Annotated in this window: 28 protein-coding genes; 14 read left to right on the top strand and 14 right to left on the bottom strand. The window is 58.0% G+C overall.

Annotation, left to right across the window (positions count from 1 at the left end; all coding sequences use genetic code 11):
- Positions 1–63 precede the first annotated feature (63 nt).
- Complete coding sequence (locus WG936_RS04510; protein ID WP_339563986.1) at positions 64–537, top strand: inorganic diphosphatase; 474 nt, start codon at positions 64–66, stop codon at positions 535–537.
- Positions 538–619: 82 nt separating this feature from the next.
- On the opposite strand, the gene WG936_RS04515 is transcribed toward WG936_RS04510, so the two are convergent.
- The 5 genes from WG936_RS04515 to WG936_RS04535 all read right to left on the bottom strand — a co-directional run bounded on the left by WG936_RS04515 (position 620) and on the right by WG936_RS04535 (position 4,124).
- On the bottom strand, positions 620–2,158 hold the full coding sequence (locus WG936_RS04515; RefSeq protein WP_339563987.1) for a polyamine aminopropyltransferase: 1,539 nt from the start codon (positions 2,156–2,158) through the stop codon (positions 620–622).
- Positions 2,146–2,571, bottom strand: coding sequence for a DUF350 domain-containing protein (locus tag WG936_RS04520; RefSeq protein ID WP_339563988.1), 426 nt, complete (start codon positions 2,569–2,571; stop codon positions 2,146–2,148). The genes WG936_RS04515 and WG936_RS04520 overlap by 13 nt, the downstream gene beginning before the upstream one ends.
- A gap of 24 nt (positions 2,572–2,595) precedes the next feature.
- On the bottom strand, positions 2,596–2,931 hold the full coding sequence (locus WG936_RS04525; protein WP_339563989.1) for a DUF4247 domain-containing protein: 336 nt from the start codon (positions 2,929–2,931) through the stop codon (positions 2,596–2,598).
- A 77-nt stretch (positions 2,932–3,008) separates the two neighbouring features.
- Complete coding sequence (locus WG936_RS04530) at positions 3,009–3,500, bottom strand: DUF2617 family protein (RefSeq protein ID WP_339563990.1); 492 nt, start codon at positions 3,498–3,500, stop codon at positions 3,009–3,011.
- Between the two features lie 3 nt (positions 3,501–3,503).
- Complete coding sequence (locus WG936_RS04535; RefSeq protein WP_339563991.1) at positions 3,504–4,124, bottom strand: DUF4178 domain-containing protein; 621 nt, start codon at positions 4,122–4,124, stop codon at positions 3,504–3,506.
- A gap of 105 nt (positions 4,125–4,229) precedes the next feature.
- On the opposite strand from WG936_RS04535, the gene WG936_RS04540 reads away from it, so the two are divergent.
- From WG936_RS04540 to WG936_RS04550, 3 genes are all read left to right on the top strand, one after another.
- Positions 4,230–4,517: a rhodanese-like domain-containing protein gene (locus WG936_RS04540; RefSeq protein ID WP_339563992.1), complete on the top strand. Its 288-nt coding sequence runs from the start codon at positions 4,230–4,232 to the stop codon at positions 4,515–4,517.
- Positions 4,518–4,650: 133 nt separating this feature from the next.
- Positions 4,651–5,103 carry a MarR family winged helix-turn-helix transcriptional regulator gene (locus tag WG936_RS04545; RefSeq protein WP_339563993.1) on the top strand — a complete coding sequence of 151 codons (453 nt, stop codon included), beginning with the start codon at positions 4,651–4,653 and terminating at the stop codon, positions 5,101–5,103.
- 2 nt (positions 5,104–5,105) lie between these two features.
- Positions 5,106–9,005 (top strand): Pls/PosA family non-ribosomal peptide synthetase, encoded by a 3,900-nt coding sequence (locus WG936_RS04550; RefSeq protein WP_339572211.1) that lies wholly within the window; start codon positions 5,106–5,108, stop codon positions 9,003–9,005.
- Positions 9,006–9,086: 81 nt separating this feature from the next.
- Here WG936_RS04550 and ppk2 read toward each other — a convergent pair whose 3' ends face one another.
- The 5 genes from ppk2 to WG936_RS04575 all read right to left on the bottom strand — a co-directional run bounded on the left by ppk2 (position 9,087) and on the right by WG936_RS04575 (position 13,100).
- Positions 9,087–9,986, bottom strand: a complete 900-nt coding sequence (ppk2, locus tag WG936_RS04555; protein WP_339563995.1) for a polyphosphate kinase 2 — start codon at positions 9,984–9,986, stop codon at positions 9,087–9,089.
- Between the two features lie 242 nt (positions 9,987–10,228).
- On the bottom strand, positions 10,229–10,363 hold the full coding sequence (locus WG936_RS04560; protein WP_339563996.1) for a hypothetical protein: 135 nt from the start codon (positions 10,361–10,363) through the stop codon (positions 10,229–10,231).
- Positions 10,364–10,406: 43 nt separating this feature from the next.
- Complete coding sequence (locus tag WG936_RS04565; protein ID WP_339563997.1) at positions 10,407–10,616, bottom strand: hypothetical protein; 210 nt, start codon at positions 10,614–10,616, stop codon at positions 10,407–10,409.
- A 501-nt stretch (positions 10,617–11,117) separates the two neighbouring features.
- Positions 11,118–12,761: a chaperonin GroEL gene (gene groL / locus WG936_RS04570; protein WP_339563998.1), complete on the bottom strand. Its 1,644-nt coding sequence runs from the start codon at positions 12,759–12,761 to the stop codon at positions 11,118–11,120.
- A 183-nt stretch (positions 12,762–12,944) separates the two neighbouring features.
- Positions 12,945–13,100, bottom strand: coding sequence for a hypothetical protein (locus tag WG936_RS04575; protein WP_339563999.1), 156 nt, complete (start codon positions 13,098–13,100; stop codon positions 12,945–12,947).
- Positions 13,101–13,634: 534 nt separating this feature from the next.
- On the opposite strand from WG936_RS04575, the gene WG936_RS04580 reads away from it, so the two are divergent.
- From WG936_RS04580 to WG936_RS04615, 8 genes are all read left to right on the top strand, one after another.
- Positions 13,635–14,996, top strand: coding sequence for a dipeptidase (locus WG936_RS04580; protein ID WP_339572212.1), 1,362 nt, complete (start codon positions 13,635–13,637; stop codon positions 14,994–14,996).
- A gap of 353 nt (positions 14,997–15,349) precedes the next feature.
- Positions 15,350–15,868, top strand: a complete 519-nt coding sequence (locus WG936_RS04585) for an acetyl-CoA acetyltransferase (protein WP_339572213.1) — start codon at positions 15,350–15,352, stop codon at positions 15,866–15,868.
- Positions 15,869–16,072: 204 nt separating this feature from the next.
- On the top strand, positions 16,073–18,985 hold the full coding sequence (locus WG936_RS04590; protein ID WP_339572214.1) for a Na+/H+ antiporter subunit A: 2,913 nt from the start codon (positions 16,073–16,075) through the stop codon (positions 18,983–18,985).
- Between the two features lie 3 nt (positions 18,986–18,988).
- Positions 18,989–19,477, top strand: coding sequence for a Na(+)/H(+) antiporter subunit C (locus tag WG936_RS04595; RefSeq protein WP_339564003.1), 489 nt, complete (start codon positions 18,989–18,991; stop codon positions 19,475–19,477).
- Positions 19,470–21,158, top strand: a complete 1,689-nt coding sequence (locus WG936_RS04600; RefSeq protein WP_339572215.1) for a Na+/H+ antiporter subunit D — start codon at positions 19,470–19,472, stop codon at positions 21,156–21,158. Before WG936_RS04595 ends, WG936_RS04600 begins: the two co-directional genes overlap by 8 nt.
- Positions 21,155–21,667, top strand: coding sequence for a Na+/H+ antiporter subunit E (locus WG936_RS04605; protein ID WP_339564005.1), 513 nt, complete (start codon positions 21,155–21,157; stop codon positions 21,665–21,667). The genes WG936_RS04600 and WG936_RS04605 overlap by 4 nt, the downstream gene beginning before the upstream one ends.
- The gene (locus WG936_RS04610; RefSeq protein ID WP_339572299.1) at positions 21,667–21,942 is read left to right on the top strand and encodes a monovalent cation/H+ antiporter complex subunit F; all 276 of its coding nucleotides are present in this window, start codon (positions 21,667–21,669) and stop codon (positions 21,940–21,942) included. The genes WG936_RS04605 and WG936_RS04610 overlap by 1 nt, the downstream gene beginning before the upstream one ends.
- Positions 21,939–22,286 (top strand): monovalent cation/H(+) antiporter subunit G, encoded by a 348-nt coding sequence (locus tag WG936_RS04615; protein WP_339564006.1) that lies wholly within the window; start codon positions 21,939–21,941, stop codon positions 22,284–22,286. Before WG936_RS04610 ends, WG936_RS04615 begins: the two co-directional genes overlap by 4 nt.
- Here WG936_RS04615 and WG936_RS04620 read toward each other — a convergent pair.
- The 3 genes from WG936_RS04620 to WG936_RS04630 are packed head-to-tail and all read right to left on the bottom strand — an operon-like array spanning position 22,283 to position 24,264.
- Complete coding sequence (locus WG936_RS04620; protein WP_339564007.1) at positions 22,283–23,407, bottom strand: glutamate--cysteine ligase; 1,125 nt, start codon at positions 23,405–23,407, stop codon at positions 22,283–22,285. The genes WG936_RS04615 and WG936_RS04620 overlap by 4 nt on opposite strands.
- A 10-nt stretch (positions 23,408–23,417) precedes the next feature.
- Positions 23,418–24,005: a LytR C-terminal domain-containing protein gene (locus WG936_RS04625; protein WP_339572216.1), complete on the bottom strand. Its 588-nt coding sequence runs from the start codon at positions 24,003–24,005 to the stop codon at positions 23,418–23,420.
- A 10-nt stretch (positions 24,006–24,015) separates the two neighbouring features.
- A complete protein-coding gene (locus WG936_RS04630; protein WP_339572217.1) occupies positions 24,016–24,264 on the bottom strand; it encodes a DUF3263 domain-containing protein in 249 nt (82 codons plus the stop codon).
- 27 nt (positions 24,265–24,291) lie between these two features.
- On the opposite strand from WG936_RS04630, the gene WG936_RS04635 reads away from it, so the two are divergent.
- Both WG936_RS04635 and WG936_RS04640 read left to right on the top strand, forming a co-directional pair.
- Positions 24,292–24,921: a peptide deformylase gene (locus WG936_RS04635; RefSeq protein ID WP_339572218.1), complete on the top strand. Its 630-nt coding sequence runs from the start codon at positions 24,292–24,294 to the stop codon at positions 24,919–24,921.
- The gene (locus WG936_RS04640) at positions 24,893–25,885 is read left to right on the top strand and encodes an N-acetylglutamate synthase, CG3035 family (protein ID WP_339572219.1); all 993 of its coding nucleotides are present in this window, start codon (positions 24,893–24,895) and stop codon (positions 25,883–25,885) included. The genes WG936_RS04635 and WG936_RS04640 overlap by 29 nt, the downstream gene beginning before the upstream one ends.
- Here the strand turns inward: WG936_RS04640 and WG936_RS04645 are convergent.
- Positions 25,878–26,435, bottom strand: a complete 558-nt coding sequence (locus WG936_RS04645; protein ID WP_339564012.1) for an RDD family protein — start codon at positions 26,433–26,435, stop codon at positions 25,878–25,880. The two genes, WG936_RS04640 and WG936_RS04645, sit on opposite strands and share 8 nt — an antisense overlap.
- Between the last annotated feature and the right edge of the window lie 2 nt (positions 26,436–26,437).

A 26,437-nucleotide genomic window follows, 5' to 3' on the forward strand; every position in this document is an offset into this window, starting at 1 on the left:
CCTGCCGTGGTGCCTGCAGCGCTACGATGGTGGTGAACTTTTGACCAATTCCAAGGAGTGCTTATGAGCATCGAAGTCACCATCGAGATCCCAAAGGGTTCCCGCAACAAGTACGAAGTTGACCATGAGACCGGCAAGGTCTTCTTGGATCGCTACCTGTTCACCCCAATGGCTTACCCAGCTGACTACGGCTTCATCGACCATACCCTCGGCGAAGACGGCGACCCACTGGACGCACTCGTGATCCTGCCGGAGCCGGTCTTCCCAGGCGTGATCGTGAAGGCACGCCCGCTCGGCGTATTCAAGATGACCGACGAGGCCGGCGGCGACGACAAGCTGCTCTGCGTTGTCGATGACGTGCGCTGGGATCACCTGCAGGACATCGCTGATGTCTCTGACTTCCAGAAAGACGAGATCGAGCACTTCTTCACTCGCTACAAGGATCTTGAGCCAAACAAGGAAGTAACTGGCTCCGGCTGGGGCGATAAGGCTGAGGCAGAGAAGATCCTCGCCGAGGCTATCGCGCGTTACAAGTAGCAGCCTGCCGAATTACCCACTTCTCCTGGACGATTTCCGAGTGTTTTCTTCCAGTAGAAGTGGGTTTTTCCACATCTGACACCTATTCGCCCGCCTGGCGATACCCTCGGCGGAGGTCATCAACGATGTAGGGCCGGTCAAGCGTGGAAGGCGGCAATTCACGAGGCCCATTGTCTAGGCCGAACACTGCCGCTGCGGCCAACACTTCTGGTGTTAGGTAGCGCAACCCCTGGGCGTCGGGAAGCTCTAGGTGCATCTGTTCGGGGCCGCACAGCACAAAACCCCAGTCCCCGAAGGTCGGCACGTGCGTATGATACGGAATCGTCTTTAGGCACCCCGCGGAAGCGAGGGTCGATCGCACCCGCCAAAACACATCCGGTGTGGTGAACGCGCTGGATGCTTGCACAACCATGCGCCCCTCGGGGGCTAGAGCGCTGCGCGCCAACATATAGAATTCTTCGGAATACAGGCGCGCCAGGGTGGGGTTGTCCGGGTCTGGGAGATCGATGATCACCGCATCGTAGGTTTTCCCTTCCCCTCCGGCGCGTAACCAGGTAAAAGCGTCCTCGTTGATGACGTGCACTCGCGGATCCTGCAGGGCTCCGCCATTATCAGCTAACAGCACAGTATTGGCCAGCTCCACCACCGCAGGGTCCAGTTCCACTTGGGTAATCGACGGCACCCCGAAACGCAGCAACTCCCGGGCTGCAAGCCCATCACCGCCACCGATGATCAAGGCCGACTTGGTTTCTGCGGTGAGCGCTGGATATACCAGAGACTCGGTGTAGCGGTACTCATCTCGACTGGAGTACTGCAAGCCGCCGTTGAGGTAAAGCCGGCGATCCTGGCCACGCCGAGTCACCACAATGTCTTGATAAGCCGACTGTTCGGCGTGAATCACTGGATCGCGGTACAGCACCGCACGCGCCGTGGTGACAATGCCATCACTGCGTACCAACAGTGCGACGAGCACTATCAGGGCCAGCACCAGTCCCACCACAGCGGACCAAAGTTGGCGCGCGGGCAGCGAGGAACGCAGCAATACGACGGCAATAAACAACGCCGCGGCAAGGTTCACCATTCCTGCGGCCAGGGTGCCACGCATCATGCCTAAGGATGGCAATAGGATGAACGGCCAGACGAGCCCTCCCACTAAGGCGCCAAAGTAGTCCGCGAAGTTGAGGGTTGCCAATAGGGAACCAACGCTCCGGGCGTCGGCAAGCTTGCCCTGCTGAATCAGTGTCATGAGGAGGGGTACTTCCATACCCACCAATGCGCCGATAAGAAAAGTGGCCAGTACCAGTACGACCACGGACTGCCCAACCGCAGCGAAGACGATGTACAGCACCAGCGCAGAAATGCCGCCCACAATACCGAGGGCGGTCTCCACGATAAGGAAGGACATCCCCGGCCAACGCAATAGCGGTTTGGCAAAGAGCGCGCCCGCGCCAAGGGCTGCAACATAACCGGCGACGATAAGCGAGGTTTCCACCACCCCACCGCCGTTGAGGCTAGTAGACAGAGTCAGCAGTGCTAGCTCATAAATAAGGCCGGAAGCCGCACATACCCCAACAGCACTGAGGAGGAAGAAGCGCCACCAGCGGGAACCTAGGTCAAACATGCAGCATTTACCGCGGCAATAACCACTAACACCACGGCAGCTACGACGGCACCAGAGCGAAGCTTGTGATCAAGCACTAGGTCGCGGAAGCGCCCCGGAATCACTGCCTCCAGCACGAGCAGCGCCAGAGATTGCAGGACGATGCCGAGGAGACCGATCACGATCACCTCGTTGACCCCTGCTAGTAGTTCCGACGGGGATCCGAGCACGGCCGTCACCACGATGATGCCGAGCGCCACTTGCTGCCCGATCGCAATGATGCCGGCGTTGGGCAGGTGGTCGACGAACACTGCTCGATAGAGCTTGCCTGGGGTGAGTAGGTCTAGGACGCCGAATCCTGCGAGCAATACGAATAGCGCGAGGACAAAGTAGACGACGGTGTCGCGGACGTCGAGAAGCAGTTCAGAAGTCATGTGCCATTTTCCTTGCTATTTGGGCTATTTAACGCCGGTGCCAGAACCACCGGAGCCGGAAGATCCTCCAGAGGAACCGGACGGAGATCCAGGGGAGAAACCGGGACCGAGCCAGATAAAACCACCATCATTGACGCGGTCAAGGCTTTCCACTCTGATCTGACAATTGCTCGGGCCAGCCTTAGAGACGGACACTAGGCGGTTGCGGTAGCGCAAGTACTCCGTACCGGTTTTAGGATCGAATTGACGCGCCTGCGGCTTGTCATTTTTGGCGATCTCACTGGCTACCTGCTGGATATCCCCCTCGCAGGCATGGGTCCCCATTGCGGTATAGCGCGGGGCGGAAGACCTATTTGTCACTGACGTGCAGGCCCCTACCAAGCTGAATACTGAAACGAAGGCAAAGAATACTGCGATATTTCTACGAAACTCCGGGCTCACAGCTCATACCTGCTTTCAGTGCTCACAATGATTGCCTCCTCAGGGTAAAGATGGTGGGTTTCCCAATGCCAAATTCCGGCTACGAACTCGCCACGAACTGCCGTTAAATGATGCTCTCCTACCCCGGGAAACCTGGCGATTAACCAATCATCGCCGCTGCATTGCGCGAGGATGTCGCTCGCCTCCGCACTGAAGTCTAGGCAATGTTTGGTTGCCGCACGCAAAGTGTAACCGCCTATGTGCTGCGAGACTAGGCTGCCAGGATCCCCCGCGAAGCAGGAGATTTCCTCCCGAAAGCTCGCTGCCCCTAGCGTCACTGTTGCTACATGGGAGGCACCAATGATCCCCAGATGCAACTGCGTTGACTGCTGGTTCCACTCAGCAACAATCACCCGATCTGTTAAGACACCAGGCATTGGCCCGTTGAGACGCAGCCCTAGGGCGGTGGCACTCACGTCGGAGGTAGGACAGTTCAGCGTTACGAGCACCGACTACACCTTTGGTGCTGGGTAAACCGTCAGCTCGCCCGGCTGGATTGTAGTGCCAGTGGATACTTCCCAGGACTCATTGTTTGCCCAGCCCTCAAAGCCGAGGAGCTTATTGCCCGAGGCATCGGCCAAGTCAACATAGCGCATCTCACCGCTCTCGGGCAGCCCAGTGGTTCCGGCGGAACGGTAGTTCGCGTGCCCTCGCTCGCTCTCCATATAAGTCACGCCCTCAAATTCGACGCGAGAATCCGGGCTGATTCCAGCCCCCTTCCGAGTCTTCCACCAGGTGAGGCTCAGCTCGCCCTCATCGACCTCGACTCCGAACCATTCGGATCCATCGCCGCCATCGAGCAGGTGCTCCCACCAGTAGTATGGGCCCTCGTTCAGCGTTAATGTGCCTCGCACAACGTAGTCCTTGCCACCGCGGGAAATGATGGCACCCGGCGCAATCACATCCGGACCGAATTGATCTGCGCCGACAACGTCCTTCAGCGGGTCTTGATGGAAGCGCTGCGGCGTGCCGATGCCGTCCGCATCCGCAGAGCGCGCAGTCTTGAAGAAATAGACTGACAACGCCGCAGCGATCACGGCCAAGACAATGAAGAACAAGAATCCGAAGCTCATGTCAATCGACTCTATAAGCACCACCTGCCTGTTGCACATCAAGTGACCAACTCTTTACCTCCCGGTACGCTGGTGCGAAATATCTCTCATCATCAAGGAGTCCCTATGCGTACCGTTTCTGTCACCGAAGTTCCCACTGACGCGCAGCTTATCGACGTCCGTGAAGTCAACGAATTCGAAGATGTTCACGCAGCCACCGCGATCAACATGCCGATGTCAGACTTCATGTCTCACGTGGACAACGTGGACAAAGAGCGCGAGGTGTATTTGATCTGCAAATCTGGGGGTCGTTCCGCCCAGGTTGGCCAATACCTGGAAGCTGCGGGCTACGACGCTATCAACGTAGCGGGCGGCACAGACGGCTGGGTTGCTGCCGGTTTGCCAACAGGCTAACGCTGGCACATCTTCCTACTCGAATAGGCATTTGACCATAGCCATTAGCCTTTCACGTTAAGGGATTCAACACACAATAGTGGTTTTGCACCAATGATTTAACCTTTTTATGCTTGAGAGCTAACATGAAAGGGTGACTACTCCAACTGAAATCCCCGCAACGCTCCTGGAATCCCCCTCCTTCCAGTTAGAGCGCCTCCGTCGCCGTACCCGCGAAGAGGTAGAAACCGCACTGAGCGCAAAGGGCACCTCCCTCCGCGAATACTGGGTACTTACTTGCCTGATCGAGGCCTCGGCGTCGAGCCAAGCCTCGCTCGGCGAACTCCTCGCGATTGACGCTTCGGACATGGTCCGGCTGATCGACGCCTTGGAAGGGCGCAACTGGGCAAAGCGCGAGCGCGACCCCAAAGACCGCCGCCGCCAGATCGTGGCCGCCACCAAGAAGGGCAAAACTGCGCAAGCAGAATTGACGACTCTGGTTTCCGAGGCAGAATCGCGAGCCCTGGATGATTCCACGGAGAAGCAGCTCAAGCATCTGCGAAAGCTCGCCACCTCCGTCCTTGTCGCTGAGGAGGACCCGCAGTAGCTGTGAGTATTGACCTAGTTCCGGCGCAGTACCTGCGCTCCCCCGAGGCCCCTGCGCCGCGAACGCTGTACGAATTGCTCCAAGCCACCGCAGCGGCGCACCCTGAAGCCGCTGCCATTGATGACGGCACCGTTCTGACCTACGCGGACCTGATGGAGGAGATCGATAACCTAGCACGGCACTTGCACGCCAACGGGATCCGCCGTGGCGACCGCGTTGGTATCCGAATGTCCTCCGGATCGAAGAACCTCTACTTAGCAATCCTCGGCACCATTGCCGCGGGCGCAGCCTATGTGCCAGTCGACGCAGACGATCCGGACGAGCGCGCCGAAATGGTTTTCGGGGAAGCTGGCGTCAACGCCATCTTCAGCGATGCTGGGTTGCAGATTGTGCGCACCACGCAGGGCGGAGACACAGATCGACCGCATCTTAGCGACGACGCCTGGATCATCTTCACCTCCGGGTCCACCGGCAAACCGAAGGGCGTCGCGGTTTCCCACCGCAGTGCCGCAGCCTTCGTTGACGCGGAGTCGCAGATGTTCCTGGTCAACTCCCCAGGCGGACCGCTCGGCCCCGATGATCGGGTACTAGCAGGCCTCTCGGTCGCCTTCGATGCGTCCTGTGAAGAAATGTGGCTCGCCTGGGGGCATGGGGCATGCCTCGTCCCCGCCCCACGCGCACTAGTGCGTTCTGGCATGGACCTTGGCCCCTGGCTCATCCGCCGCGACATCACCGTGGTGTCCACCGTCCCAACACTGGCCGGAATGTGGCCAGCTGAAGCACTCGATAATGTCCGCTTGCTGATTTTCGGGGGTGAAGCCTGCCCACCGGAACTCGTGGAGCGTCTGGCCACCACTGACCGGGAAGTATGGAACACCTACGGCCCTACTGAAGCGACGGTTGTCGCTTGCGCGACCACAATGGACCCAGGAAAGCCAGTCAGCATTGGACTGCCGCTGGCAGGTTGGGATCTCGTGGTCGTCGATAAGCAGGAGCAGCCGGTCGCGGTCGGCGAGGTCGGCGAGTTGGTCATCGGAGGCGTTGGCCTTGCGCACTACCTTGACCTGGAGAAGGACGCCGAGAAATACGCACCTATGCCGAGCATTGGTTGGGCTCGAGCGTATCGTTCCGGTGATCACGTTCGCCTGGAAGAAGACGGTCTTTATTTTGTCGGCCGGGTAGATGACCAAGTCAAGATCGGTGGTCGCCGCATCGAGCTCGGCGAGGTAGAGGCCGGGGTGGCATCCCTTCCCAATGTGCGGCAATCTGCCGTCGCAGTGCACACCACCGGCGCGGGCGACAAGGTCTTAGTCGGCTATGTGTCCTTGGAAGAACCAAACCTCGTCTTCGATCAATCTCTCGCGCATCGCGCGCTAGCTGAGATCATGCCTGCCGCACTAGTACCCCGCATCCACGTGATGGATGACCTACCCGTTCGCACTTCCGGCAAGGTGGACAAGAAAGCACTGCCTTGGCCGCTTCCGGGCACCGCCGTGGAGGTCACAGGGCTCACTGCCACTGAATCCTGGCTCGCCCAACTGTGGGTGGACACCTTGGGAGTGACCGTGACGTCCAAGGATCAAGACTTCTTCGAGCTCGGTGGCACGTCCCTAGCCGCCGCCACCCTCGTCGGTGCGATTCGAGACCGCGTGCCCACGGTGTCCGTCCGGGATCTCTATGACCATCCTCGGCTCGAATTGCTGGCGGAGAAGGTCGACCAGATCGCCACAGACACCGGAGTTTCCCTCACGTCGGAGATTTCCGAAGACACAGTTTCCGAGGTTCGCCCGGTCAGCGCTGGTACCCGCATCGCCCAATTCTTCATTCAAATCCCCGCGATGACGCTGCAAGCGGCGCAGTGGGTAACCGGCCTCGCCGCACTGAACTGGGCACTCGGCTTAGCAGGCGTTTCCTGGGCACTTCCAGTCAATCATTGGCTGTTACTCACCCTCGTGCTGGTGTTTTTCACTCCGCTCGGCCGCCTGCCCATTGGCGCGCTGTTGGTCCGCATGCTCACGCACTCGATCATCCCGGGAACATATCCACGAGGCGGCTCGACCCACCTGCGCATTTGGACTGCGGAACGACTCGCAGAGACCTCTGGGGCCACCAGCATCTCCGGTGCCACCTGGATCCTCACTTATGCACGTCTGCTCGGCTCAAAGGTCGGTAGGCAAGTAGACCTCCACACCTTGCCGCCCGTCACCGGGCTTCTCACCCTCGGCGACCATGCCTCCGTTGAGCCAGAAGTTGATCTCAGTGGCTACTGGGTGGAAGGCGACAAGCTACACGTCGGCGCCATCGAGATCGGCCCTAACGCCCGTATTGGTGCTCGTAGCACGCTCATGCCGGGTGCCGTCATCGGGGAAGACGCCCACATTGAAGCAGGCTCTTGCGTGACGGGGCACAAACCGGTGAAGGCCCGTGCCCGCTGGTCCGGCTCCCCTGCCGGAAAAGTGGGGCGTTCTAAGCATCGCTTCCCTGACGAGCATCCACCCCGCCGCAGCTACTGGGTGCCACTGTATGGTCTGAGCTCCATTGTGATCAGTCTGCTGCCGCTGCTCGCCCTTGCCGTCGCTGGCCTGATCGTAGTGTCCCCCGGAATCCTCATCACCCATCCGCTCAGTGGCCTCGCAGCATTCGGTTGGGCACTCGCGCTGACCCCGGTTGCCGCGCTGGCAGCGTTTCTTAGCTACATGATCCTAGTGTGGCTCATCGTTCGCCTCGTCGGCATCGGGATCAAGCCCGGAGTCTTCCCGGTACGCAGTGCGATGGGATGGCGACTGTGGGTCACCGAACGCGTGCTTGACGACGCCAGAACGCACCTCTTCGTCTTGTACGCTTCGCAGCTCACCCCAGCGTGGTTCCGCAGCCTTGGCGCCAAAATCGGCGCGAACGCGGAGATCTCCACCGCAGTGATGATTCCAAAACTGAGCGACATCCGCGAGGGTTCCTTCCTTGCCGATGACACCATGATCGGTGGATACGAGCTGGGTGGCGGTTGGATGCTCACCGATCACGCCCGGGTGGGTAAGCGTTCCTTCCTCGGCAACTCCGGCATTGCCTCCCCGGGACGAAAGCTGGGCAAGAACTCACTCGTGGCTGTGCTGTCTTCCACCCCGAAGAAGGCCCGTGCCGGTTCGAACTGGTGGGGTTCACCTCCAGAGCGCCTGCGTCGGGTGACGGTGGAAGCCGATTCCGGCGAGCACTTGACCTACAACCCAGGGTTTAAGGTTAAAGCTGCGCGTGGTTTCATCGAGACGCTACGCCTGCTAGGTCCTATCACCTCAGGTTTGATCTTCGTATGCGTGCTGGCTGCTTTGCAATACCTGTGGGCGACACTGGGTATGTGGGCAGCATGGGCCTGCGGTGGTCTCATCCTCATCGCTGCCGGCCTGGTAGCGCTGCTGGTGACGGCTCTGGTCAAGTGGGCCTGTGTCGGCCAGATCCGCGCCGGGGATCACCCGCTTTGGTCTCGTTTTGTGTGGCTCAACGAGCTGCAGGACGTGTTTGTGGAGGGTGTCTGCGCCCCGTGGTACCTGAACCATAACTTGGGCACAGGATCGCTCAACAACGCGCTACGCCTCCTCGGCGCGAGTATTGGCAAGGGCTGCTGGATTGAGTCCTATTGGTTTCCGGAAGCTGACCTGTGTCGCGTTGGCCGTGGTGCCACTGTGGGCCGCGGCTGTGTGGTGCAAACGCACTTGTTCCAGGACCGCGTGATGAGCCTAGACAGCGTGACGCTTGCCGACGGCGCCACCCTCGGCCCGCAGTCCGTCGCATTGCCCGCATCCGAGCTGCGTATCGACGCCGTGGTGGGTCCAGCATCCCTGGTGATGCGTGGTGACAAGGTGCCAGCCAAGTCACGCTGGCAAGGTAACCCCATCGAGCCGTGGGACTAGTTTAGAAAGCTCTTGAGCCCTACCACCGCGAATTACGGGTGGTAGGGCTCAAGTGTTAGCTGGGCTGAATTACTGCGAAGGCTAGTCGCCGATCTGATCGCGACCACGTAGGACGATCAGAGGGTCCGGCTCGCCCACCAGTTCATGATCCTTGCCGGTGTATTCAAACTTGGACAGCACGAATCGCATCGCATTGAGACGGGCGCGCTTCTTATCGTTGGACTTGATGGTGATCCACGGGGATTCATCGGTGTCCGTGTAGCGGAACTGTTCTTCCTTCGCCCGGGTGTAATCATCCCACTTGTCCAGCGAAGCCAGGTCCATTGGAGAGAGCTTCCATTGACGCACTGGGTCGACCTGACGGATCGCAAATCGGGTGCGCTGTTCCTTCTGCGTCACTGAGAACCAGAGCTTAGTAAGCGATATGCCGGAGCCCATGATCATGTTTTCCAGCATCGGGACTTCCCGTAGGAACTCCGCGTGCTGCGATTCGGTGCAGAATCCCATGACTCGCTCAACGCCCGAACGGTTGTACCAGGAACGGTCAAAGAACACGATCTCGCCAGCACATGGGAAGTGCTGAATGTACCGCTGGAAGTACCAGGACGTAGATTCACGTGGCGAGGGCTTTTCTAAAGCGACAGTGCGTGCGCCGCGAGGGTTGAGGTGCTCATTGAAGCGTTTGATTGTGCCGCCCTTGCCTGCGGCATCGCGTCCTTCGAAGATAATGATGTGCCGCTGGCCGGTTTCCTTGGTCCAGTTCTGCCACTTCAGCAGCTCGATCTGGAGTGCCCGCTTGGTGCGCTCGTATTCCTCACGCGAAACGCGTTCTGCATAAGGATAATTTTCTTTCCAGGTGTCAATGGGTTCACCGGAAGGAGTTAAAAGGACCGGATCGTCTTCGTCAGAGTCGTCAACAATATAGCCCTCTGTTGCCGCGAGATCTACGATGTGGAATTCCTGTTCGTTTGATTCAGCCATAGTTAAATCTTACCCTCAAATCCGCAGCTCCATTCGGCAACGTGAAGTATGTTTGCCATGCAATGCTCTAGGCTGACCAGCCCTTAACCCAATTTAGGGTTAGGAAGCTAAGTCACAAAGCAACCAAATCAAAAGGCAGCTAGTACAACCATTGCGGTGGCACGTGAAGGCCCACCAAAGCAGAATGACCCATCCCGAAACCGGGATGGGTCATTCTTGAAGTTCGCGTCAGCGAATCAAGCTTAAGGCAGCAGGCCGAAGAGCTTGGAAGCAGCGGAAGCGATCTTTGCGAAAGGCTCGAGGAAGTTCATGACAGCTGCGATTGGCTGAACCAGGACGGCAACGTCAGAAGAAACGGCGATAGAAAGCTCGGTCATTTTTTACTCCTTGAAGAAAGTGTGAGTTTGAGGGCTACTGCTATTAGTTGGAGATAGCAGCAGAGGTGTCGGTGTCGTTGGAGAGGAACTCAGCGTTGTCCGCGAACATACCGAAGAAGCTGGTCCAGGTGTCAGCGAAGAGCAGGTTAGCAGCGTTGTTCATTGCAGGGCCGAGGTTCTCGAAGATCTTGAGAGAGTTCTCGACGAAGGTGCCGAAGTCGCCAAGCTGATCCTTGATGATGTTGATATCCATGAGATATATCTCCTTGAGAGGCACCAGCTGGTCGCTGGTGAAAAGTTTCCATGTACTGACGCCCCTCAGGACGTCATAGGTAAATTAAAGCACACATTCTTCTAGGGTCAACTTGAAACTTGAAACTTTTCCCCTGCAGCTTTGCTGAGAAAATGCTCCGTTGATATTACTTGATGGTTCAACAATTAAATGCTCTCTACCTGCATTTATCCAAATCAGACACCATTAATCGGGTCCCCATATCACCTTCAAAACAGTATTTTCGGTCAACTTTCCCCATCGACCGTAACATTCGATGAAAGTCCGTCGATTAAGCGCGAAACGCCGAAGTGAGACGCAGATTAATTTAGCAAATACCCCCATACTGGGGAGTCGAATTACCTTAGTTATTTAAAAGACGATTCGAATTCACTTTTTGTTTACCTTTCTAGGTAAAGAAAACCGCCACCACCGGAGCAATAAATCCGGCAGTGGCGGGTCTCAGAAGGGACGTATGCGCGCTTAGAAGCCGCCCATACCACCCATAGCGTCAGCATCTGGCATTGCAGCGCCAGCTGGCTGTGGCTTATCTGCAACCACAGCCTCAGTGGTCAAGAACAGTGCAGCGATGGAAGCTGCGTTCTGCAGTGCGGAACGGGTCACCTTTACTGGGTCATTGATGCCCGCAGCCATCAGATCCATGTATTCGCCTGTGGCAGCGTTCAGGCCCTGGCCAACTGGCAGGCCAGCAACCTTGTCAGCAACCACACCTGGCTCTAGGCCAGCATTCTCCGCGATCTGCTTGAGTGGAGAGGACAAAGCAGCGCGAACGATCTTGACGCCCGTTGCTTCGTCGCCGGTGAGGCCAAGGTCGTCGTCAAGCACGTGCGAAGCCTGCAGCAGCGCTACGCCACCGCCAGCAACAATGCCTTCTTCAACTGCAGCCTTTGCATTGCGGACGGCGTCCTCAATACGGTGCTTACGTTCCTTCAGCTCAACCTCGGTGGCTGCGCCGACCTTGATTACAGCAACGCCGCCGGCAAGCTTGGCCAGGCGCTCCTGCAGCTTCTCGCGGTCATAGTCAGAGTCAGAATTCTCGATCTCGGCGCGGATCTGGTTCACACGACCTTCGATCATTGCAGAGTCGCCAGCACCCTCAACGATGGTGGTCTCATCCTTAGTGATAACAACCTTGCGTGCGGTACCGAGCATCTCAATCTCGGTGGTCTCCAGGGAGAGGCCAACCTCTTCAGAGATAACCTGGCCACCGGTGAGGATCGCCATGTCCTGCAGCATTGCCTTACGGCGGTCACCGAAGCCCGGAGCCTTAACTGCAACAGACTTAAAGGTGCCACGGATCTTGTTGACTACCAGGGTAGACAGCGCCTCACCCTCAACATCCTCAGCAATGATCAGCAATGGCTTGCCGGTTTGCATGACCTTCTCCAGCAGCGGCAGCAGGTCCTTGATGTTAGAGATCTTTGCGGAAACCAGGAGGATGTATGGATCCTCAAGAACAGCTTCCTGGCGCTCCATGTCCGTAGCGAAGTAGCCGGAGATGTAGCCCTTATCAAAGCGCATACCCTCGGTGACATCGAGTTCAACACCGAAAGTGTTGGACTCTTCGACGGTAATGACAGATTCCTTATTGAGCTTGCCGCCACCAACGGCGTACATTGCCTTTGCGATCTGAGCACCGATTGCTGGGTCTGCGGCAGAGATGCCAGCAGTTGCCGCGATCTCTTCCTCGGTCTCAATCTCCTTAGCGGTGGAGAGCAGCTGTTCAGTTACCTTTACTACTGCCTGCTCGATGCCACGCTTGATCCCCATTGGGTTGGAACCAGCGGCAACGTTGCGCAGGCCTTCACGGACCAGTGCCTGAGCCAGAACGGTAGCGGTAGTGGTGCCGTCGCCTGCGACGTCATCGGTTTTCTTGGCTACTTCCTTAACCAGCTCAGCGCCGATCTTCTCATAAGGCTCTTCGAGCTCAATCTCACGAGCGATGGAAACACCATCGTTGGTAATGGTTGGGGCGCCCCAAGACTTCTCCAGGACAACGTTCCGACCCTTAGGGCCGAGCGTGACCTTGACCGCGTCGGCCAGGGTGTTCAAACCCTTTTCCAGGCCACGGCGCGCTTCTTCATCAAAGGCGATGATCTTAGCCATGTAAGTATGTACTCCTTGTTATATATGAGGACGACACTCACGTCTGGTGCAGCGGGCGCCCGCGACGGCACGGTCGGTGAGTGTGTAGCCAACCTCACCCGCTAGGTTTTCTGGCACTTTAACAATGCAAGTGCTAATACTCGTTTCTAGCAGTCCCTAACGGCGAGTGCAAGATGTAGCGGGCTAGCGCGGCATCAGCTTGATTGCGGCGTTATTTCCCCCGCGACATTCGAAACCGCCGTCGCTTGCCGCCACACAGGTGATGTCATAGGACTTCTGAGTCGTCGGACTAGTAGCCGCCACCGCTACTCGCCCCATTTCGGCAGCATGAGCATCCATTTCCTGGGCCACATTGAGTGCAAACGGGCAGGAGGTGCCGTTATTAAGGGCAAAGGACTCAAACTTATTCGAGGCACCACAATTGTGCGCGCCCGCGGGCGGTTGCGGTTTAACTGAAGTGGTCGTAGGTGTCGGCGTTTCACTCGTGGAAGTCGGTGTCGGACTTGGAGCGCTCGATCTGGTCGGTGCTGCCTGAGTAGTCGAAATTGTGGGCCGCGAACTCGACGTTGCGGGCGATGTCGGGGCCACGGGCGATGAAATGGGAGGTTGGCTTGGCGACGCCACCTGTTGCCCACTTTGAGAAGACACAGTATTAAATAGGAACAGGAAACTAAGCACCGCGACGGCGGCAAGGCCGATCACGGTACCTAACACGATTTTGTTCACGTCTCGCTGTTGCTGCGCCATTAGCTTCCTCCACTCGCACCCATCCTGATGTGACGCATGGGTGAGACAATAGTACGTCCCACTTTCCGAGCGAGACAATGCCCAGGACTGCCAGTTACTTACTGAAGCTGTCTACACTTAGAAACCATGACTACACTCCCCCAAACTGAAACGGTTCGGCAGCTGCTAGGCGAGCAGCGAGACCGGATTTTCCAGGACCTTTCCGAGCTCACTTCATTTAATTCCGTACACTCCGTCCCCGAGCTCAGTTCAGAGCTTGCTGGCGCAGCACAGTGGGTGGATACCGCACTGCGGGAAGCCGGTTTGGACGTGACTTTCCAGGATGGCATTGACGGTGCCCGCATTTTCATCGCAACGAAGGATCCTGAGCCGGGGCAGCCAACAGTGCTGCTGTACTCCCATTACGATGTCGTCCCCGCAGGCGACAAGGCTAAGTGGATCTCCGATCCTTTTAGCCTGACGGAGCGCGAGGGGCGTTGGTACGCCCGCGGCGCAGCTGACTGCAAAGGAAACTTGGTCATGCACCTGGCCACTTTGCGCACCCTCAAGGAGTTGGGTGGCACCAAGCTAGGTATCCGCGTTGTCATCGAAGGCTCCGAAGAGATGGGCGGTGCGGGCTTAGAAAACCTCATCGACGAGAAGCCGGAGCTTTTCCAGGCCGACGTCATCTTTATTGCAGATTCTGGCAATGTCTCGGTGGGTACCCCAACCTTGACCACGACGCTGCGCGGCGGCGCCCAGCTCAAGGTCACCCTCGCCACGCTCGCCGCCCCGGTGCATTCCGGCAGCTTCGGCGGCGCCGCCCCCGATGCCGTAGCCGCGATGGTCCGCCTCCTGGATACGCTTCGCGACGACAACGGCCTGACAAAAATCGACGGACTTGATTGCGATCAAACCTGGCAGGGGCTCACATATAGCCCAGAAGCTTTCCGCAAGGATGCCGGATTGCTGGATGGCGTGTCCATCATGGGCGAGGGAGTCGCCAGCGTGGCTGACCAAGTGTGGGCCCGCCCGGCCATTTCCATCACAGGTTTCACCTCCACGCCAGTGGCGGAAGCTGTGAACGCAGTGCCGGCAACCTGCTCCGCAAACCTGAATCTGCGCGTTCCGCCCGGACTTTCCGCACGTGAGGTGGCTGAGGCCGTCGAGAAGCATTTGGCAGCGCGGGTTCCGTGGGGAGCCCACCTCAGCATGGAGACCACAGCCCTCAATGACCCCTTCGCCACGGATATCAACGGAACTGCCATCCAGTTCTTCGGCAGCTGCATGTCGACCGCTTATGGCAAGGACTTCGTGACGGTCGGCTCGGGCGGATCGATTCCACTGTGCGAAAAGCTGCAAAGCATCATGCCTGCTGCCGAAATTACGCTCTTTGGCGTCGAAGAACCGCAGTGCACCATCCACTCTCCAAATGAATCTGTGTCTCCTGAAGAGATTCGGGATATCGCGGTCGCAGAAACGCTCTTCCTCCTTAACTATTCCGCTTAGTAGGCAGCTAGTGAGGCCCGCAACGCCTTCGCATGACATCTCAGTCCGGCGAAGGCGTTGCGGGTTTTTGACGTTGTATGGAAATCACCAAGCAAAACTCATTCCCACTTTCCCACTGTTCGGGATGCCCATTTCATTACCCCCATGATGCACCCCGCCATTGCGGTGAATTGTGATTCTGATTACTGTGATCTACATGACTATTGCAAACCTAAACCTCCGAGTGGCCAAGGCTACGAACCCCGACGAAGGATAAAGACTGACCCCCTTCGTTTGGGGAAGTAGTCGTTAGAACTCCAGCACCTGGGTCGGTCCACAACCAAGAACAGTTCGAAACTTAAGGACCCAACACCATGTTCACTCAAACGCCTATCTCCCCGCGCACAGGTTTTCAACGTCATACCAACGAGCTAGCAGCTGACCCTTTCCAAGCACGATTCGGCCACAATCTGCCTAGCGATCTTCGTGAAGAAGCTCGAGGAATGTCCTGGCGGACGTTCACCGAAACCTACGCACCCACCAGTGCTATTCGAATTCACAACATTCATGCGGAACCCCTGCCCGGGTTCCGGAACAGCTACTTCACGAACATCACTACCACGCGCAACGGACGCCGCATCACTCTCGGCCGTGACATTGTCGCCACCGGCGCAATCTCGGCATGTTCCAATATTCTCGCCGATCTGGGCGCTCCGCTCGAGATCCTCAACTTCCATCAGATGGAAATCTTCGAAGCCACTGTCACCTTTATCAAGGGCACTTTCCGTGGCCGGACCGTCTGGGCAATGGGCTTCGGTCCAGACCGCGACAATTCCGGGGCCGCAGCTCTAAGCTCCGCAGCCCACCGCCTCCACGGCAGCAACTTCGCTTAAGGTACATGACAACAATTCGGGGCTAGTTAAAGACACCCAGATCACATCTTAGGTACAATTGGCTGCATTGCTGCGCTTTCAACGCCAGCCTTGCAGCCTTTTGGGTCTCCGGATGCACTGGCTGGTGCCGCAGGGCTCTCGCTACTGCATCCGAAAGCAGACACCCACCTGATACCTAGATAACAACGAAGTAGCTGCCCTCTGGTGATAACCCTTTTCCTCTCACTCCTCGCTAGCTCCCTGTTGGCCCCCGTGCTAATTCAGAAGATCGGCAGGCCTGCTTTCGGATTGCTTGCCCTGGTTCCAGGAGCGGGATTCATCTGGGTTCTCAAGCTGTTTATCACCGGACGCCTGGCCGCAGATGCCACCCCGCTGACATTCCATCAAAAGTGGATGCCCAGCGCCCACATGGATATCGCGCTAAGACTGGACGCTTTGGCTGGACTTTTCAGCCTCATCATTCTCGGGATGGGTGCACTGGTACTGGTGTACTGCTGGGGCTACTTTGACTCCGCGCCGAAACGGCTCTCCGCCTTTGGCGCAGAAATGGTTGCCTTCGCGATGGCCATGTTTGGCCTCGTGATCTCGGACAACTTCCTGCTGATGTTCATCTTCTGGGAGATCACCAGCATCCTTAGCTTTTTTCTGGTCGGATACTACTCCGAACGCGCTTCTTCACGCCGCAGCGCAGGCCAAGCATTAATGGTCACGACCTTAGGCGGCTTGGCCATGCTCGTAGGCATTATCATGCTTGGTTTCGAGGCCCACACCTGGCAGTTCTCGCACCTCACTGCCGCTTCCTTGACCCAAACTCCACACCTTAACGTGGCTGTGGTGCTGATTTTGGCCGGCGCACTTTCTAAGTCGGCCATCGCCCCGATGCATTTCTGGCTGCCTGGTGCCATGGCCGCTCCCACGCCTGTGAGCGCTTACCTGCATTCCGCGGCGATGGTTAAAGCCGGTATTTATCTGGTCGCTCGCCTGTCCCCCGATCTTGCCCAAGTATCCACTTGGCACCTGGTGGTGATCCCGCTCGGCCTGTTCACCATGATCATGGCCGGTTGGGTTTCATTGCGCCAGAAGGATCTCAAACTGATCTTGGCCTACGGCACGGTGTCCCAACTGGGATTCATCCTTTCTGTCGTCGGTATTGGCTCACGCACCGCGCTGCTAGCCGGGCTGGCGCTTACGGTAGGGCACGCACTGTTTAAAGCCGCATTGTTCATGGTTGTCGGCGCCATCGACCATGCCACCGGGACACGCGATGTTCGTAAACTCTCGGGTTTAGCGCGCAAGTCGCCGCACCTCATGCTCATCGCTCTCACCGCCGTGGCGTCGATGGCGGGCATCCCACCGTTGTTTGGTTTCGTTGCTAAGGAAACGGCCATCGACGCAGTCCACACCGAACAGCTCCTCGTCGGGATGCCCGGCAAAATGGCACTCACTGGAATTGTGACTGGTTCCATGTTGACCATGGCATACAGCCTGTATTTTCTCTGGTCTGCGTTCGCAACTAAGCCAGCTTCACATCCATCTGGTGGTGGCTGCTCCCCTGCCGTGCGCAGCATGCACCGGGTAGGCACCTGGCTATGGCTACCTCCTGCGGTGCTCGCGGCAACCAGCCTGGTGCTCGGGTTAGCGCCACAGCTTATCGACGCCCCGATCGCAGCACACCTGGACGCAGTTTTCCCAGATGCTGCGTCCCCAAAGCATCTAGCATTGTGGCACGGCTTTAACATTCCTCTTGGAATCTCGGCCGTCATTATCGTCGTCGGCGCCGTGTTGCATTGGCAGCGCGAACTGGTCTCGCAACTGCATTTCGAACAGCCAGCCCTCGGCAATGCTAATGCTGCTTATGACCGAGTGTTAGAAGTACTGCGCACCGCTTCCTTGCGTCTGACTGCATCCACCCAGCGTGGTTCTCTCCCCATCAACGAAGCAATCATCTTGCTCACTCTCGTGCTGTTGCCGATCAGCGCACTGATCACTGGACAGCGCTCTTCTGTCCGCATGGAGCTGTGGGATTCCCCCGTCCAAGGTTTGATCGCAGTTATGACGATCATCGCAGCGATCGCCGCGACAGTACTGCACAACCGCATCTCCGCACTGATTATGGTTGGCATGACTGGCTATGGCATCGCCGTCATTTTTGCGTTGCACGGCGCGCCCGATCTAGCACTGACGCAGCTGCTCGTGGAGACGGTCACCATGGTGGTCTTTATGCTGGTCCTACGCAAATTCCCTCCAAATCCAGATACTAAGACTGGTACCGAGTTTGTCCGGGTCCGAGCCTGGCTGGCAGTCGCCGTCGGCGTTGCAGTGATGGTAGTTGCGGTCTTTGCAATGAATGCGCGCGCAGCGCTCCCCGTTTCCTACTTCATACCGAACCTTGCGGAGAACATCGGGCACGGTCGCAATGCCGTCAACGTGCTCTTGGTGGACATTCGTGCTTGGGATACCTTCGGGGAGATTTCCGTGCTGGTGATTGTGGCTACCGGAGTCGCATCGCTGGTATACCGCACCCGCAGTTTCAGCCGTAATACCCGTCGCCCAACCCTCCAGGCCGAGGGCGGCCGTTGGCTGGCGACCTCAGTGGATGACCGCGTCCGCAACCGCTCCCTCATGATCGACGTAGCCACCCGCTTGTTGTTCCCTTCGATGCTGGCCCTTTCCGCTTACTTCTTTTTCGCTGGCCACAACGGTCCGGGGGGTGGCTTTGCCGGCGGGCTCGTTGCAGCACTGGCTTTTACCCTCCGCTACCTCGCCGGTGGGCGTCACGAGCTTGAAGAAGCACTCCCAGTTGACCCGTCGAAGTTGCTCGGTATCGGACTAATTCTGGCTGCACTACCGGCAATCGTGCCACTCTTCTTCGGGCAGGCGCCACTGACGAGCCATTATTGGAAGTTCCATCCGCCCCTGATAGCGGACATGGCGGTGGTTTCTCCCCTCGTTTTCGATGCCGGGGTGTACCTCATCGTGATCGGTCTCATCATGCACATCCTGCAGAGTTTGGGGGCGCAGTTGGACCGCGATGAAGACCTCCGCAAGCAACGAGCCCGAGACCGCGCCCGGAATCTTGCCCGTAAAAGGCACACCCAACCAGCGAAAGAGAGTTAACACATGGTCGCCAATTTCGCCTTGTTGGTTACCGCCGCAGCACTCATAGCTTGCGGCGTATTTCTACTGCTGGAACGCGCCATCACAAAGATGCTGCTCGGCCTATTGCTCATGGGCAATGGCGCCAATCTCTTGATGCTCACTGCGGGCGGTGGCGCAGGCGCACCCCCAATTCAAGGTCGAGATTCCACCCTCGCCGGGGACAACTCGGATCCCTTAGCGCAAGCGATGATCCTGACTGCGATAGTGATCACGATGGCGATGACTGCTTTCATCCTCGCGCTGGCCTACCGGCAGTACCAGTACCGTACTGCCGATATTTTGCAGGACGATACCGAAGATACGGTCGTCGCGAAGCGGCCTGCGACGGCTTCTGCCGCGCCGGACCATGACCTTTCGGATGACCCAGAGACTGGTCGTCCTACCCAGTCGGGCGACTCTTTCGGGCCGATCTCCTTCGAGCAGCCTGTACAGGAGGACGACGATGCTTGATTCGCTGGTGCTCGCTATTCTTCCCGCGCTTCCTTATCTCATTGCGCTGCCTGTGATTGTGCCGGCTTTCGCCGCCGCACTCGTGCTGGTAATCAGCAAATACCAGGATCTGCAGCGCTTTGTCGCTATGACCGCACTCTTCACTCTGATCGTCCTGTGTGTGGTTTTGGTGGTGCTGGTGGATTATTCCGGGGTCCACGTGTTGCAGCTCGGCGGCTGGGATGCACCGGTCGGCATCACCTTAGTCGCCGATCGCCTGGCCACCATCATGCTCGCGGTCTCCTCACTCGTGCTGTTTTCGGTGATGTGGTACGCCATCGGACAGGGGCTGCGCGATGGCACCGAGGATGAGCCAGTCGCCGTATTCATCCCCGCCTATTTGCTCCTCACCATGGGCGTGAACTTGGCTTTTCTGGCTGGCGACCTCTTCAATCTCTACGTGGGCTTTGAAGTCCTATTGGTCGCCTCCTATGTGCTCCTCACATTAGGCGCCTCGCCCAGCCGGGTGCGCGCGGGTGTGTCTTATGTGATGGTGTCCATGCTCAGCTCACTGGTGTTTCTGTTCGCGCTGGCGATGGTCTACGCGGCAGTCGGCACAATGAACATGGCGCAGATTTCCATCCGGATGACGGAGATTCCATCCGGGACACGGACAGCTATCTTCGCGGTCCTGCTCATCGCATTCGGCATCAAGGCGGCCGTGTTTCCGCTGTACTCGTGGTTACCGGACTCCTATCCAACTGCTCCTGCGCTGGTAACAGCCGTGTTCGCTGGGCTGCTCACCAAGGTCGGCGTCTACTCCATCATCCGCGCACGCACCGTACTGTTTGTCGACGGCCGGTTGGACAACCTCCTCATGTGGGCCGGGCTGTTCACGATGATCGTAGGAATCCTCGGCGCTATGGCGCAGAATGACATCAAACGCCTGCTGTCATTCACACTGGTCAGCCACATCGGCTACATGATCATGGGCATTTCCTTTGCCTCCACGCAGGGTCTTTCCGGCGCTATCTTCTACGCTGTGCACCACATTCTAGTACAAACTGCGCTCTTCCTGGTGGTTGGTCTCATCGAACGCCAGGCAGGATCCTCCTCGCTCCGTAGCCTCGGGTCGCTCGCGTACACCTCACCACTATTGGCCGTGCTGTTCTTGATCCCTGCGCTCAACCTTGGAGGCATCCCGCCGCTCTCGGGTTTCCTGGGCAAGATCATCCTCATCGAGGCGGCCGCAGATCGCGGTGGCTTCATGGCTTGGTTGCTGGTGGCGGGCGCCGTCATCACCTCCTTGCTCACGCTTTACACCATGGTGTTGGTGTGGTCGAAGGCCTTTTGGCGGGACCGTAAGGATGCCCCGGATGGCCAGCTGGCCACTGCCCGCCCGACACCGCTTTCCGACGTCCAAGACGTTGTCCACTTTGATGACCGGGTCGATGTCGGACGGATGCCACTCGGGATGGTTATGCCAACAGCCTTGCTCGTTGCCGGTTCCTTGGCTGTGACCGTGCTTGCGGGACCGTTGTCGGCTGTTACTTATCGCGCCGCGGAGACCGCTATGGATGTCAGCATCTATAGAGAGGCTGTCTTGGGTTCGTCTTACACGGCGCCCGGCCGAAGTCCACACCTAGCGGAACCACCGGCCGACTCTACTGACGGGCTGAAGGAAAAGGGGGTATTGCGATGATCGCTGGATTTCGGCGCCGCTTCCGTTTCCTCACTGTTGGCTGGCTCACCTTGATGTGGTGTCTGCTCTATGGCGAATTCTCCTGGGCGAATCTCATCGGAGGCCTCATTGTTGGTTTGGTGGTGGTGATGGCGTTCCCGCTTCCCGCTTTACCCATTACCGGACTCCGTATTCGGTGGCTCTCCCTACTCGGTTTGGTGTTGTTCTTTTGGTCCGATCTGCTTGTCTCTTCGTTTCGAGTCAGTTGGCTCGCGCTGCGTTTTAGTGATCAACCGCCGTCGGCAATCGTGCGGGTGCCCATGCGCGTACAAGAGGATTTCGTGTTTTCCTTGGCGGTGTCGCTACTCAACCTCACGCCTGGCGGTTCAGTAATGGAATTGGACATCGCGAATCGCACGCTGACGATGCATATTCTGGATGCCAGTTCTACCCGTGAACTAGACCGCAGCATCCAGAGCATTTCCGAGTTGGAGCGCCGATTGATTAGTACCTTTGAGAAAGGAGCATGATGGAATCCTGGTTGTATAACTCGTTTCTCACAGTCGCCGCAGTCGGGTTTGCGTTGGCGTTCCTCATCAACGGCTACCGGCTGCTTGCAGGGCCAAATTCCCTTGACAGGTTACTGAGTCTGGATGCCACCGTCGCGATGATCCAATGTGCCCTTGCACTGTATATTTGCGGGACGCTTGATACCACCGTGTCCAATGCCATGATGGTGGTAGCCTTACTCGGCTTCATCTCCTCAGTAGCGGTGACGCGTTTCCGAAAGAAGGATGCAAAATGAGCCTGGTTCTGGATATCGCATCCCTGGTATGTATCGCGGGCGGCACAATCCTCGTGTTGGCAACAGCCATCGGCATGGCCCGCTTTCGCGATACACTTTCCCGCCTCCACTCAGTGACCAAACCGCAAACTTTGGGACTGGTACTCACAGTGCTTGGCGCGCTACTGCGTCTACTTGGTTCTGGCGAGCTGACACCGGGCAATAAGGGCGATATGGGAGCACTCATCTTGGTGATCTTGTTCGCGCTGCTCACCGCACCGGTTGTCGGCCAACGCGTCGGGCGCATCGCGCGGCGCGAGCGCCTCTATGACCCGAACCAGCTCGCGCGAGATGACACCGCCTAGGGGCGCAGCTGCTCTAGTTCTTCGCAGTTCAAGTCCACAACCTGCTTCCAATCGCCAGTTTCTTCAAACTTGGCGCGCTGTCGCTGATAGGAAGCACCGGTGTGCTGGATCTTCGTGATCAATTCCAGTTCTTCAGAGCAACCAAGTTTGGCGGCGATCGGTCGCAGCACCTCCAGGATGAGGGCTAGGTCCTCTGTAATCAGGACTTCGTCGGTGTCCCTCGTGGTGATGATGATGGCGTCCATGCCGTAGCGGGCTGCGCGCCACTTGTTTTCTGTGTTGTGCCATTGTTGCAGGCTCGGCAAGCTTTCGCCGGCTTCCAGCAACTCGTCATAATAGACAATGAGGCAGTGGGTGAGCGCCGCGATGGCAGCGAGTTCACGCAGGTTTGAAGGGGAATCGGAGAAGCGAACCTCGATGGTGCCCCACTTCTCCGCTGGGCGAATATCCAGGTGCATGGAGCCGTCGTGATCAATCACGCCAGACTTCTTTTGGTCGGCCACAAAAGCTGACCATTCTTCCCAGTCTTGGAAGCCGTAGGGGATACCCGCGGTGGGGAGCTGCTGATAAAGCATCGTGCGGTTGGAAGCATAGCCGGTGTCTTTGCCACACCATCCAGGGGAGCTGGCAGAAAGGGCTAGTAGGTGCGGATATTTGGTCATCATCGCATTAATGATGGGCCACACCCTATCCGCCGAAGCGATGCCGACGTGAATGTGTACGCCCCAAATGAGCATTTGCTGTCCCCAGTATTGGGTGCGCTCGAGGATCTCGTTGTAGTGATCCTTGTCCGAGACTTTCTGGTCCTCTGACGTGGCGAAGGGGTGCGAGCCTGCCGACCACACCCGCGCGCCGTGTGCAGCCGCGGCGTGTTGCACCGCGCTGATCCCGGCTGAGAGCTGCGCTACTGCTTCGCCAACGGATTCACAGACGCCTGTAACTAGCTCGACCGTGTTGGATAGAAACTCCCGCTCCACCCGAACCTCAAGTTCAGATTCGGAGAGCTCTGCGATGATCTGGTCAGCAAGCGGCACAAGGTCGCGTGTTTCGGGATCGATCAGGGCGATTTCCCATTCCACACCAATCGTGTGGTTTTGCGTCTGTGCGAACTCAATGGACATGTCCACGATTTTAGCGGTTCAGGTCCTCGGTAATGACAAGAATGACACCCGCAGGCTTATCCTTTAGCGCATCGATACGAGGCTGTGCCGTAACTCCCAGCTTGTCCGCAATATTGCGGGCCGCCTGCTCTTCTGCAGCATTGCCGGGAGTGAAAAATGCCACTGACTTTGGCAGTACTTCATTCGGGAAATTGCCGCTTTCGATGTCGCTGTAGCCCTGCTTCTTCAGCTCATCCGCTACGCGATTGGCCAATCCCTGGACCGTGGAATTGTTCAGGGCCTGGACCTTAGGAGCCGGACCGGCTGCAGCGTTGGCAGCTGGCGCTGCTGCCGGGGTACTAGGCGTTGGTGAGGGGGTGGCGGCGGCCGTTGTGCTTGCTGCGCCTGAGGCCGGCTGCTGCGCCGCTGCTGGCGGCTGCTTCTGCGTTGGGGCGGTCTGCTGGGTGTCGGATTTTTGTGAGACCACAGCTTCTTCGCTGCCAGTGTTAGTGAGCGAATACACGCCCCACGCTAGGAGAAGTACAGCAACAGCCAGGATAATCATGGCGATGCCACGTAACGGAAGACCAGATGCGGAATTCGTTTCTTTAGTCGACATATGTCACATCCTACCCATCTGTCACAGTCTTTCTTAGTTCGGCACGCTGAAAACGGAGCCGATCAAGCCGGTGCAGCAGCACTGGATACGCAGCCACCGCCGCCGGGACGTCGATAAGCGCATTCAAACGGTGGTAATAGCGCAGCGGCGTCATCCCCAATTCCGAACGAATCGCCTCCTCCTTCTTGCCAATATTCTGAGGCGCGCGGGATTCAAACTCCAGTATTTTTCGGTCACCATCTGCAAGCTCTTTAGCCATAACCACTAGGGTATATGCTCTAAAGGTATGACAGTTCGTCCTATCGTCATTCACGGCGACCCAGTCCTGCACCAGCCCACCGAACCCGTAACCGAAAGCCCCGCAGAGCTTGCCGAGCTGATTGCGGACATGTTTGAGACTATGGATCGCGCACACGGCGTGGGCCTGGCAGCAAACCAAATCGGGGTCAGCAAACGCCTCTTCGTCTACAACTGCCCCGACGTGGAAGGGCCGAACGGCGAGCTCAAGTCGGAGTCAGAAATCGAAGCCCAAGGCGGCGAATTCCGACGCGGTTGCGTTATCAACCCAGAACTGGAAACCTCCGAACTCCCCGAGTCCATGCCCAATGACGATGGCTCCGAAGACGAAGGCTGCCTTTCTGTTCCCGGCGAGTCCTACCCCACTGGCCGCGCTGATTGGGCCCGCGTCACTGGCACCGACGAACACGGCAACCCCATCGCCCTAGAGGGATACGGATTCTTCGCGCGCTGCCTACAACACGAGGTCGGCCACCTGAATGGCTTCGTCTACACCGACACCCTGATCGGCAGATGGAAACGTCTAGCCAAGAAAACGATCAAGGCCAACGGTTGGAACACCGCCGGGCAGACTTGGACCCCGGGCGTAGATGAGGACCCTTTTGGGTACGAAGACTAACCCAAAAATTGGCGATCGCATCATAGTGCGACGCCTCCTGCCCGATACCCCAGGACACCTCACCGATGTCATCGGGCATGTACTGTCCCTCGAGCCACTCACGGTACGCCCACAATCCGTCGGAGGATTTGTTTCCGACGCAGCAGCAGTGACCATCCCCGCCGAACTGATTCAGGCCATCAAAGTTCTCCCGCCCCGGCGCGTCCGCAACTCTGAGATTCGCGCTGTCGAGGCCGCCACTGCGAAGGCCTTCCCCGGGATTGAGCATGTATGGGAAAACGGCTGGCTCCTGCGCGCAGGCGATGGCATCACAGAGCGCAGCAATTCCGCTGCCCCATTGGGCAGTTCAGCTGGACTTTCTCCAGTACCCCTGGAGAAAATCATCGCCTTCTACGCGCGCCATGATCTGCCAGCGCGCATCCTAGTGCCGGACAGAATCGGCGAGTCCGCGCTCCGTCTTGCCCGCGCCGAAGGCTGGAGATTTGGGCCGGACATCGTGATAATGACGCGAACTTTATCGGAGCCCTTCGAACTCCCAGACTCCCTACACATGGAAATCACTGATCAGCCCGATGCCGAGTGGCTGGAGCTTTATCACTTTCGCGGCAAGCCCTTGCCCGCCCGTGCGCTGGAGCTGCTGCGCACCAGCATCGAAGGACAGATGAGTTTTGGCCGCATCTTCTCCCCGAGCGGCCAGACCATTGCTATTACCCGTGGCACGCTCACCGAAGCCCCTGATGGTCGCCAATTCCTGGGCTATTCTGCGGTCGAAGTTGCGCCCGCTTTTCGACGCCAAGGCCTAGGCACCGCCCTCGGAAAGTACATGATCAACTGGGGTATCTCCCACGGTGCTACTGATGCATACCTCCAGGTATTGGCATCAAACGAGGCGGGAATCGGCCTCTATGAAAAGCTAGGCTTCATGGAGCATCACCGCCACCGCTACGCTAGCCAGCCTAGCTAGGCGGAAGCTTCTTCACCACGCGCGTGCGCGCCACCCGGTCGTGCGGCGCAACCCCGAAGGCATCAGCCTTGGCCGCGCCTGCGTACCAAATGCCAACGCCCAACGCTACGAAGGGGCCGGCGATTGGAATCATCGGCAAGAGCAACCAGAGGTTTCGCTTCGCGGCTTGCCCGGCGTCGACAGGCGTATCGGCGGGACCAACCACCCGCAGCCCCAAGACCCGCTTGCCGATGGAACCGCCAGCCGCATCGAACATGGTCTGCCACAAGTAGAAAAAGACCGGCAGCAGAAAGGCACCCGCCAGCGTCCATGGCTGAGAGAAAGCAATCGCAAAACCAGCTAGGACAGTAAGGAACATAGCGCTAAACAGCGCAAGATCAATGGCAATTGCACTCACCCGGGAAACTACCCGCGCGTTATCTACCGAACGCGGCCCCACGTTTCTTCCCGGCAAAAAGGCGTTGTACACCTCTAGCTGCCCATACGACACCGGTGGCTGCATTGCTGCGCGGACCTCTTGCGCAATGCGATCTCGAACAGGTTTAGCCATAC

The sequence above is a fragment of the Corynebacterium sp. H127 genome (assembly GCF_037482665.1).
GTDB lineage: Bacteria > Actinomycetota > Actinomycetes > Mycobacteriales > Mycobacteriaceae > Corynebacterium.

What these genes read in the sequence shown, in the direction of transcription:
- WG936_RS04510 (WP_339563986.1), top strand. Translation starts at nt 64, where the DNA reads ATGAGCATCGAAGTCACCATCGAGATCCCAAAGGGTTCCCGCAACAAG.
- WG936_RS04515 (WP_339563987.1), bottom strand. Translation starts at nt 2,158, where the DNA reads ATGTTTGACCTAGGTTCCCGCTGGTGGCGCTTCTTCCTCCTCAGTGCT.
- WG936_RS04520 (WP_339563988.1), bottom strand. Translation starts at nt 2,571, where the DNA reads ATGACTTCTGAACTGCTTCTCGACGTCCGCGACACCGTCGTCTACTTT.
- WG936_RS04535 (WP_339563991.1), bottom strand. Translation starts at nt 4,124, where the DNA reads ATGAGCTTCGGATTCTTGTTCTTCATTGTCTTGGCCGTGATCGCTGCG.
- WG936_RS04540 (WP_339563992.1), top strand. Translation starts at nt 4,230, where the DNA reads ATGCGTACCGTTTCTGTCACCGAAGTTCCCACTGACGCGCAGCTTATC.
- ppk2 (WP_339563995.1), bottom strand. Translation starts at nt 9,986, where the DNA reads ATGGCTGAATCAAACGAACAGGAATTCCACATCGTAGATCTCGCGGCA.
- WG936_RS04560 (WP_339563996.1), bottom strand. Translation starts at nt 10,363, where the DNA reads ATGACCGAGCTTTCTATCGCCGTTTCTTCTGACGTTGCCGTCCTGGTT.
- WG936_RS04565 (WP_339563997.1), bottom strand. Translation starts at nt 10,616, where the DNA reads ATGGATATCAACATCATCAAGGATCAGCTTGGCGACTTCGGCACCTTC.
- groL (WP_339563998.1), bottom strand. Translation starts at nt 12,761, where the DNA reads ATGGCTAAGATCATCGCCTTTGATGAAGAAGCGCGCCGTGGCCTGGAA.
- WG936_RS04575 (WP_339563999.1), bottom strand. Translation starts at nt 13,100, where the DNA reads ATGGATGCTCATGCTGCCGAAATGGGGCGAGTAGCGGTGGCGGCTACT.
- WG936_RS04580 (WP_339572212.1), top strand. Translation starts at nt 13,635, where the DNA reads ATGACTACACTCCCCCAAACTGAAACGGTTCGGCAGCTGCTAGGCGAG.
- WG936_RS04585 (WP_339572213.1), top strand. Translation starts at nt 15,350, where the DNA reads ATGTTCACTCAAACGCCTATCTCCCCGCGCACAGGTTTTCAACGTCAT.
- WG936_RS04595 (WP_339564003.1), top strand. Translation starts at nt 18,989, where the DNA reads ATGGTCGCCAATTTCGCCTTGTTGGTTACCGCCGCAGCACTCATAGCT.
- WG936_RS04600 (WP_339572215.1), top strand. Translation starts at nt 19,470, where the DNA reads ATGCTTGATTCGCTGGTGCTCGCTATTCTTCCCGCGCTTCCTTATCTC.
- WG936_RS04605 (WP_339564005.1), top strand. Translation starts at nt 21,155, where the DNA reads ATGATCGCTGGATTTCGGCGCCGCTTCCGTTTCCTCACTGTTGGCTGG.
- WG936_RS04610 (WP_339572299.1), top strand. Translation starts at nt 21,667, where the DNA reads ATGGAATCCTGGTTGTATAACTCGTTTCTCACAGTCGCCGCAGTCGGG.
- WG936_RS04615 (WP_339564006.1), top strand. Translation starts at nt 21,939, where the DNA reads ATGAGCCTGGTTCTGGATATCGCATCCCTGGTATGTATCGCGGGCGGC.
- WG936_RS04620 (WP_339564007.1), bottom strand. Translation starts at nt 23,407, where the DNA reads ATGTCCATTGAGTTCGCACAGACGCAAAACCACACGATTGGTGTGGAA.
- WG936_RS04625 (WP_339572216.1), bottom strand. Translation starts at nt 24,005, where the DNA reads ATGTCGACTAAAGAAACGAATTCCGCATCTGGTCTTCCGTTACGTGGC.
- WG936_RS04630 (WP_339572217.1), bottom strand. Translation starts at nt 24,264, where the DNA reads ATGGCTAAAGAGCTTGCAGATGGTGACCGAAAAATACTGGAGTTTGAA.
- WG936_RS04635 (WP_339572218.1), top strand. Translation starts at nt 24,292, where the DNA reads ATGACAGTTCGTCCTATCGTCATTCACGGCGACCCAGTCCTGCACCAG.
- WG936_RS04640 (WP_339572219.1), top strand. Translation starts at nt 24,893, where the DNA reads ATGAGGACCCTTTTGGGTACGAAGACTAACCCAAAAATTGGCGATCGC.
- WG936_RS04645 (WP_339564012.1), bottom strand. Translation starts at nt 26,435, where the DNA reads ATGGCTAAACCTGTTCGAGATCGCATTGCGCAAGAGGTCCGCGCAGCA.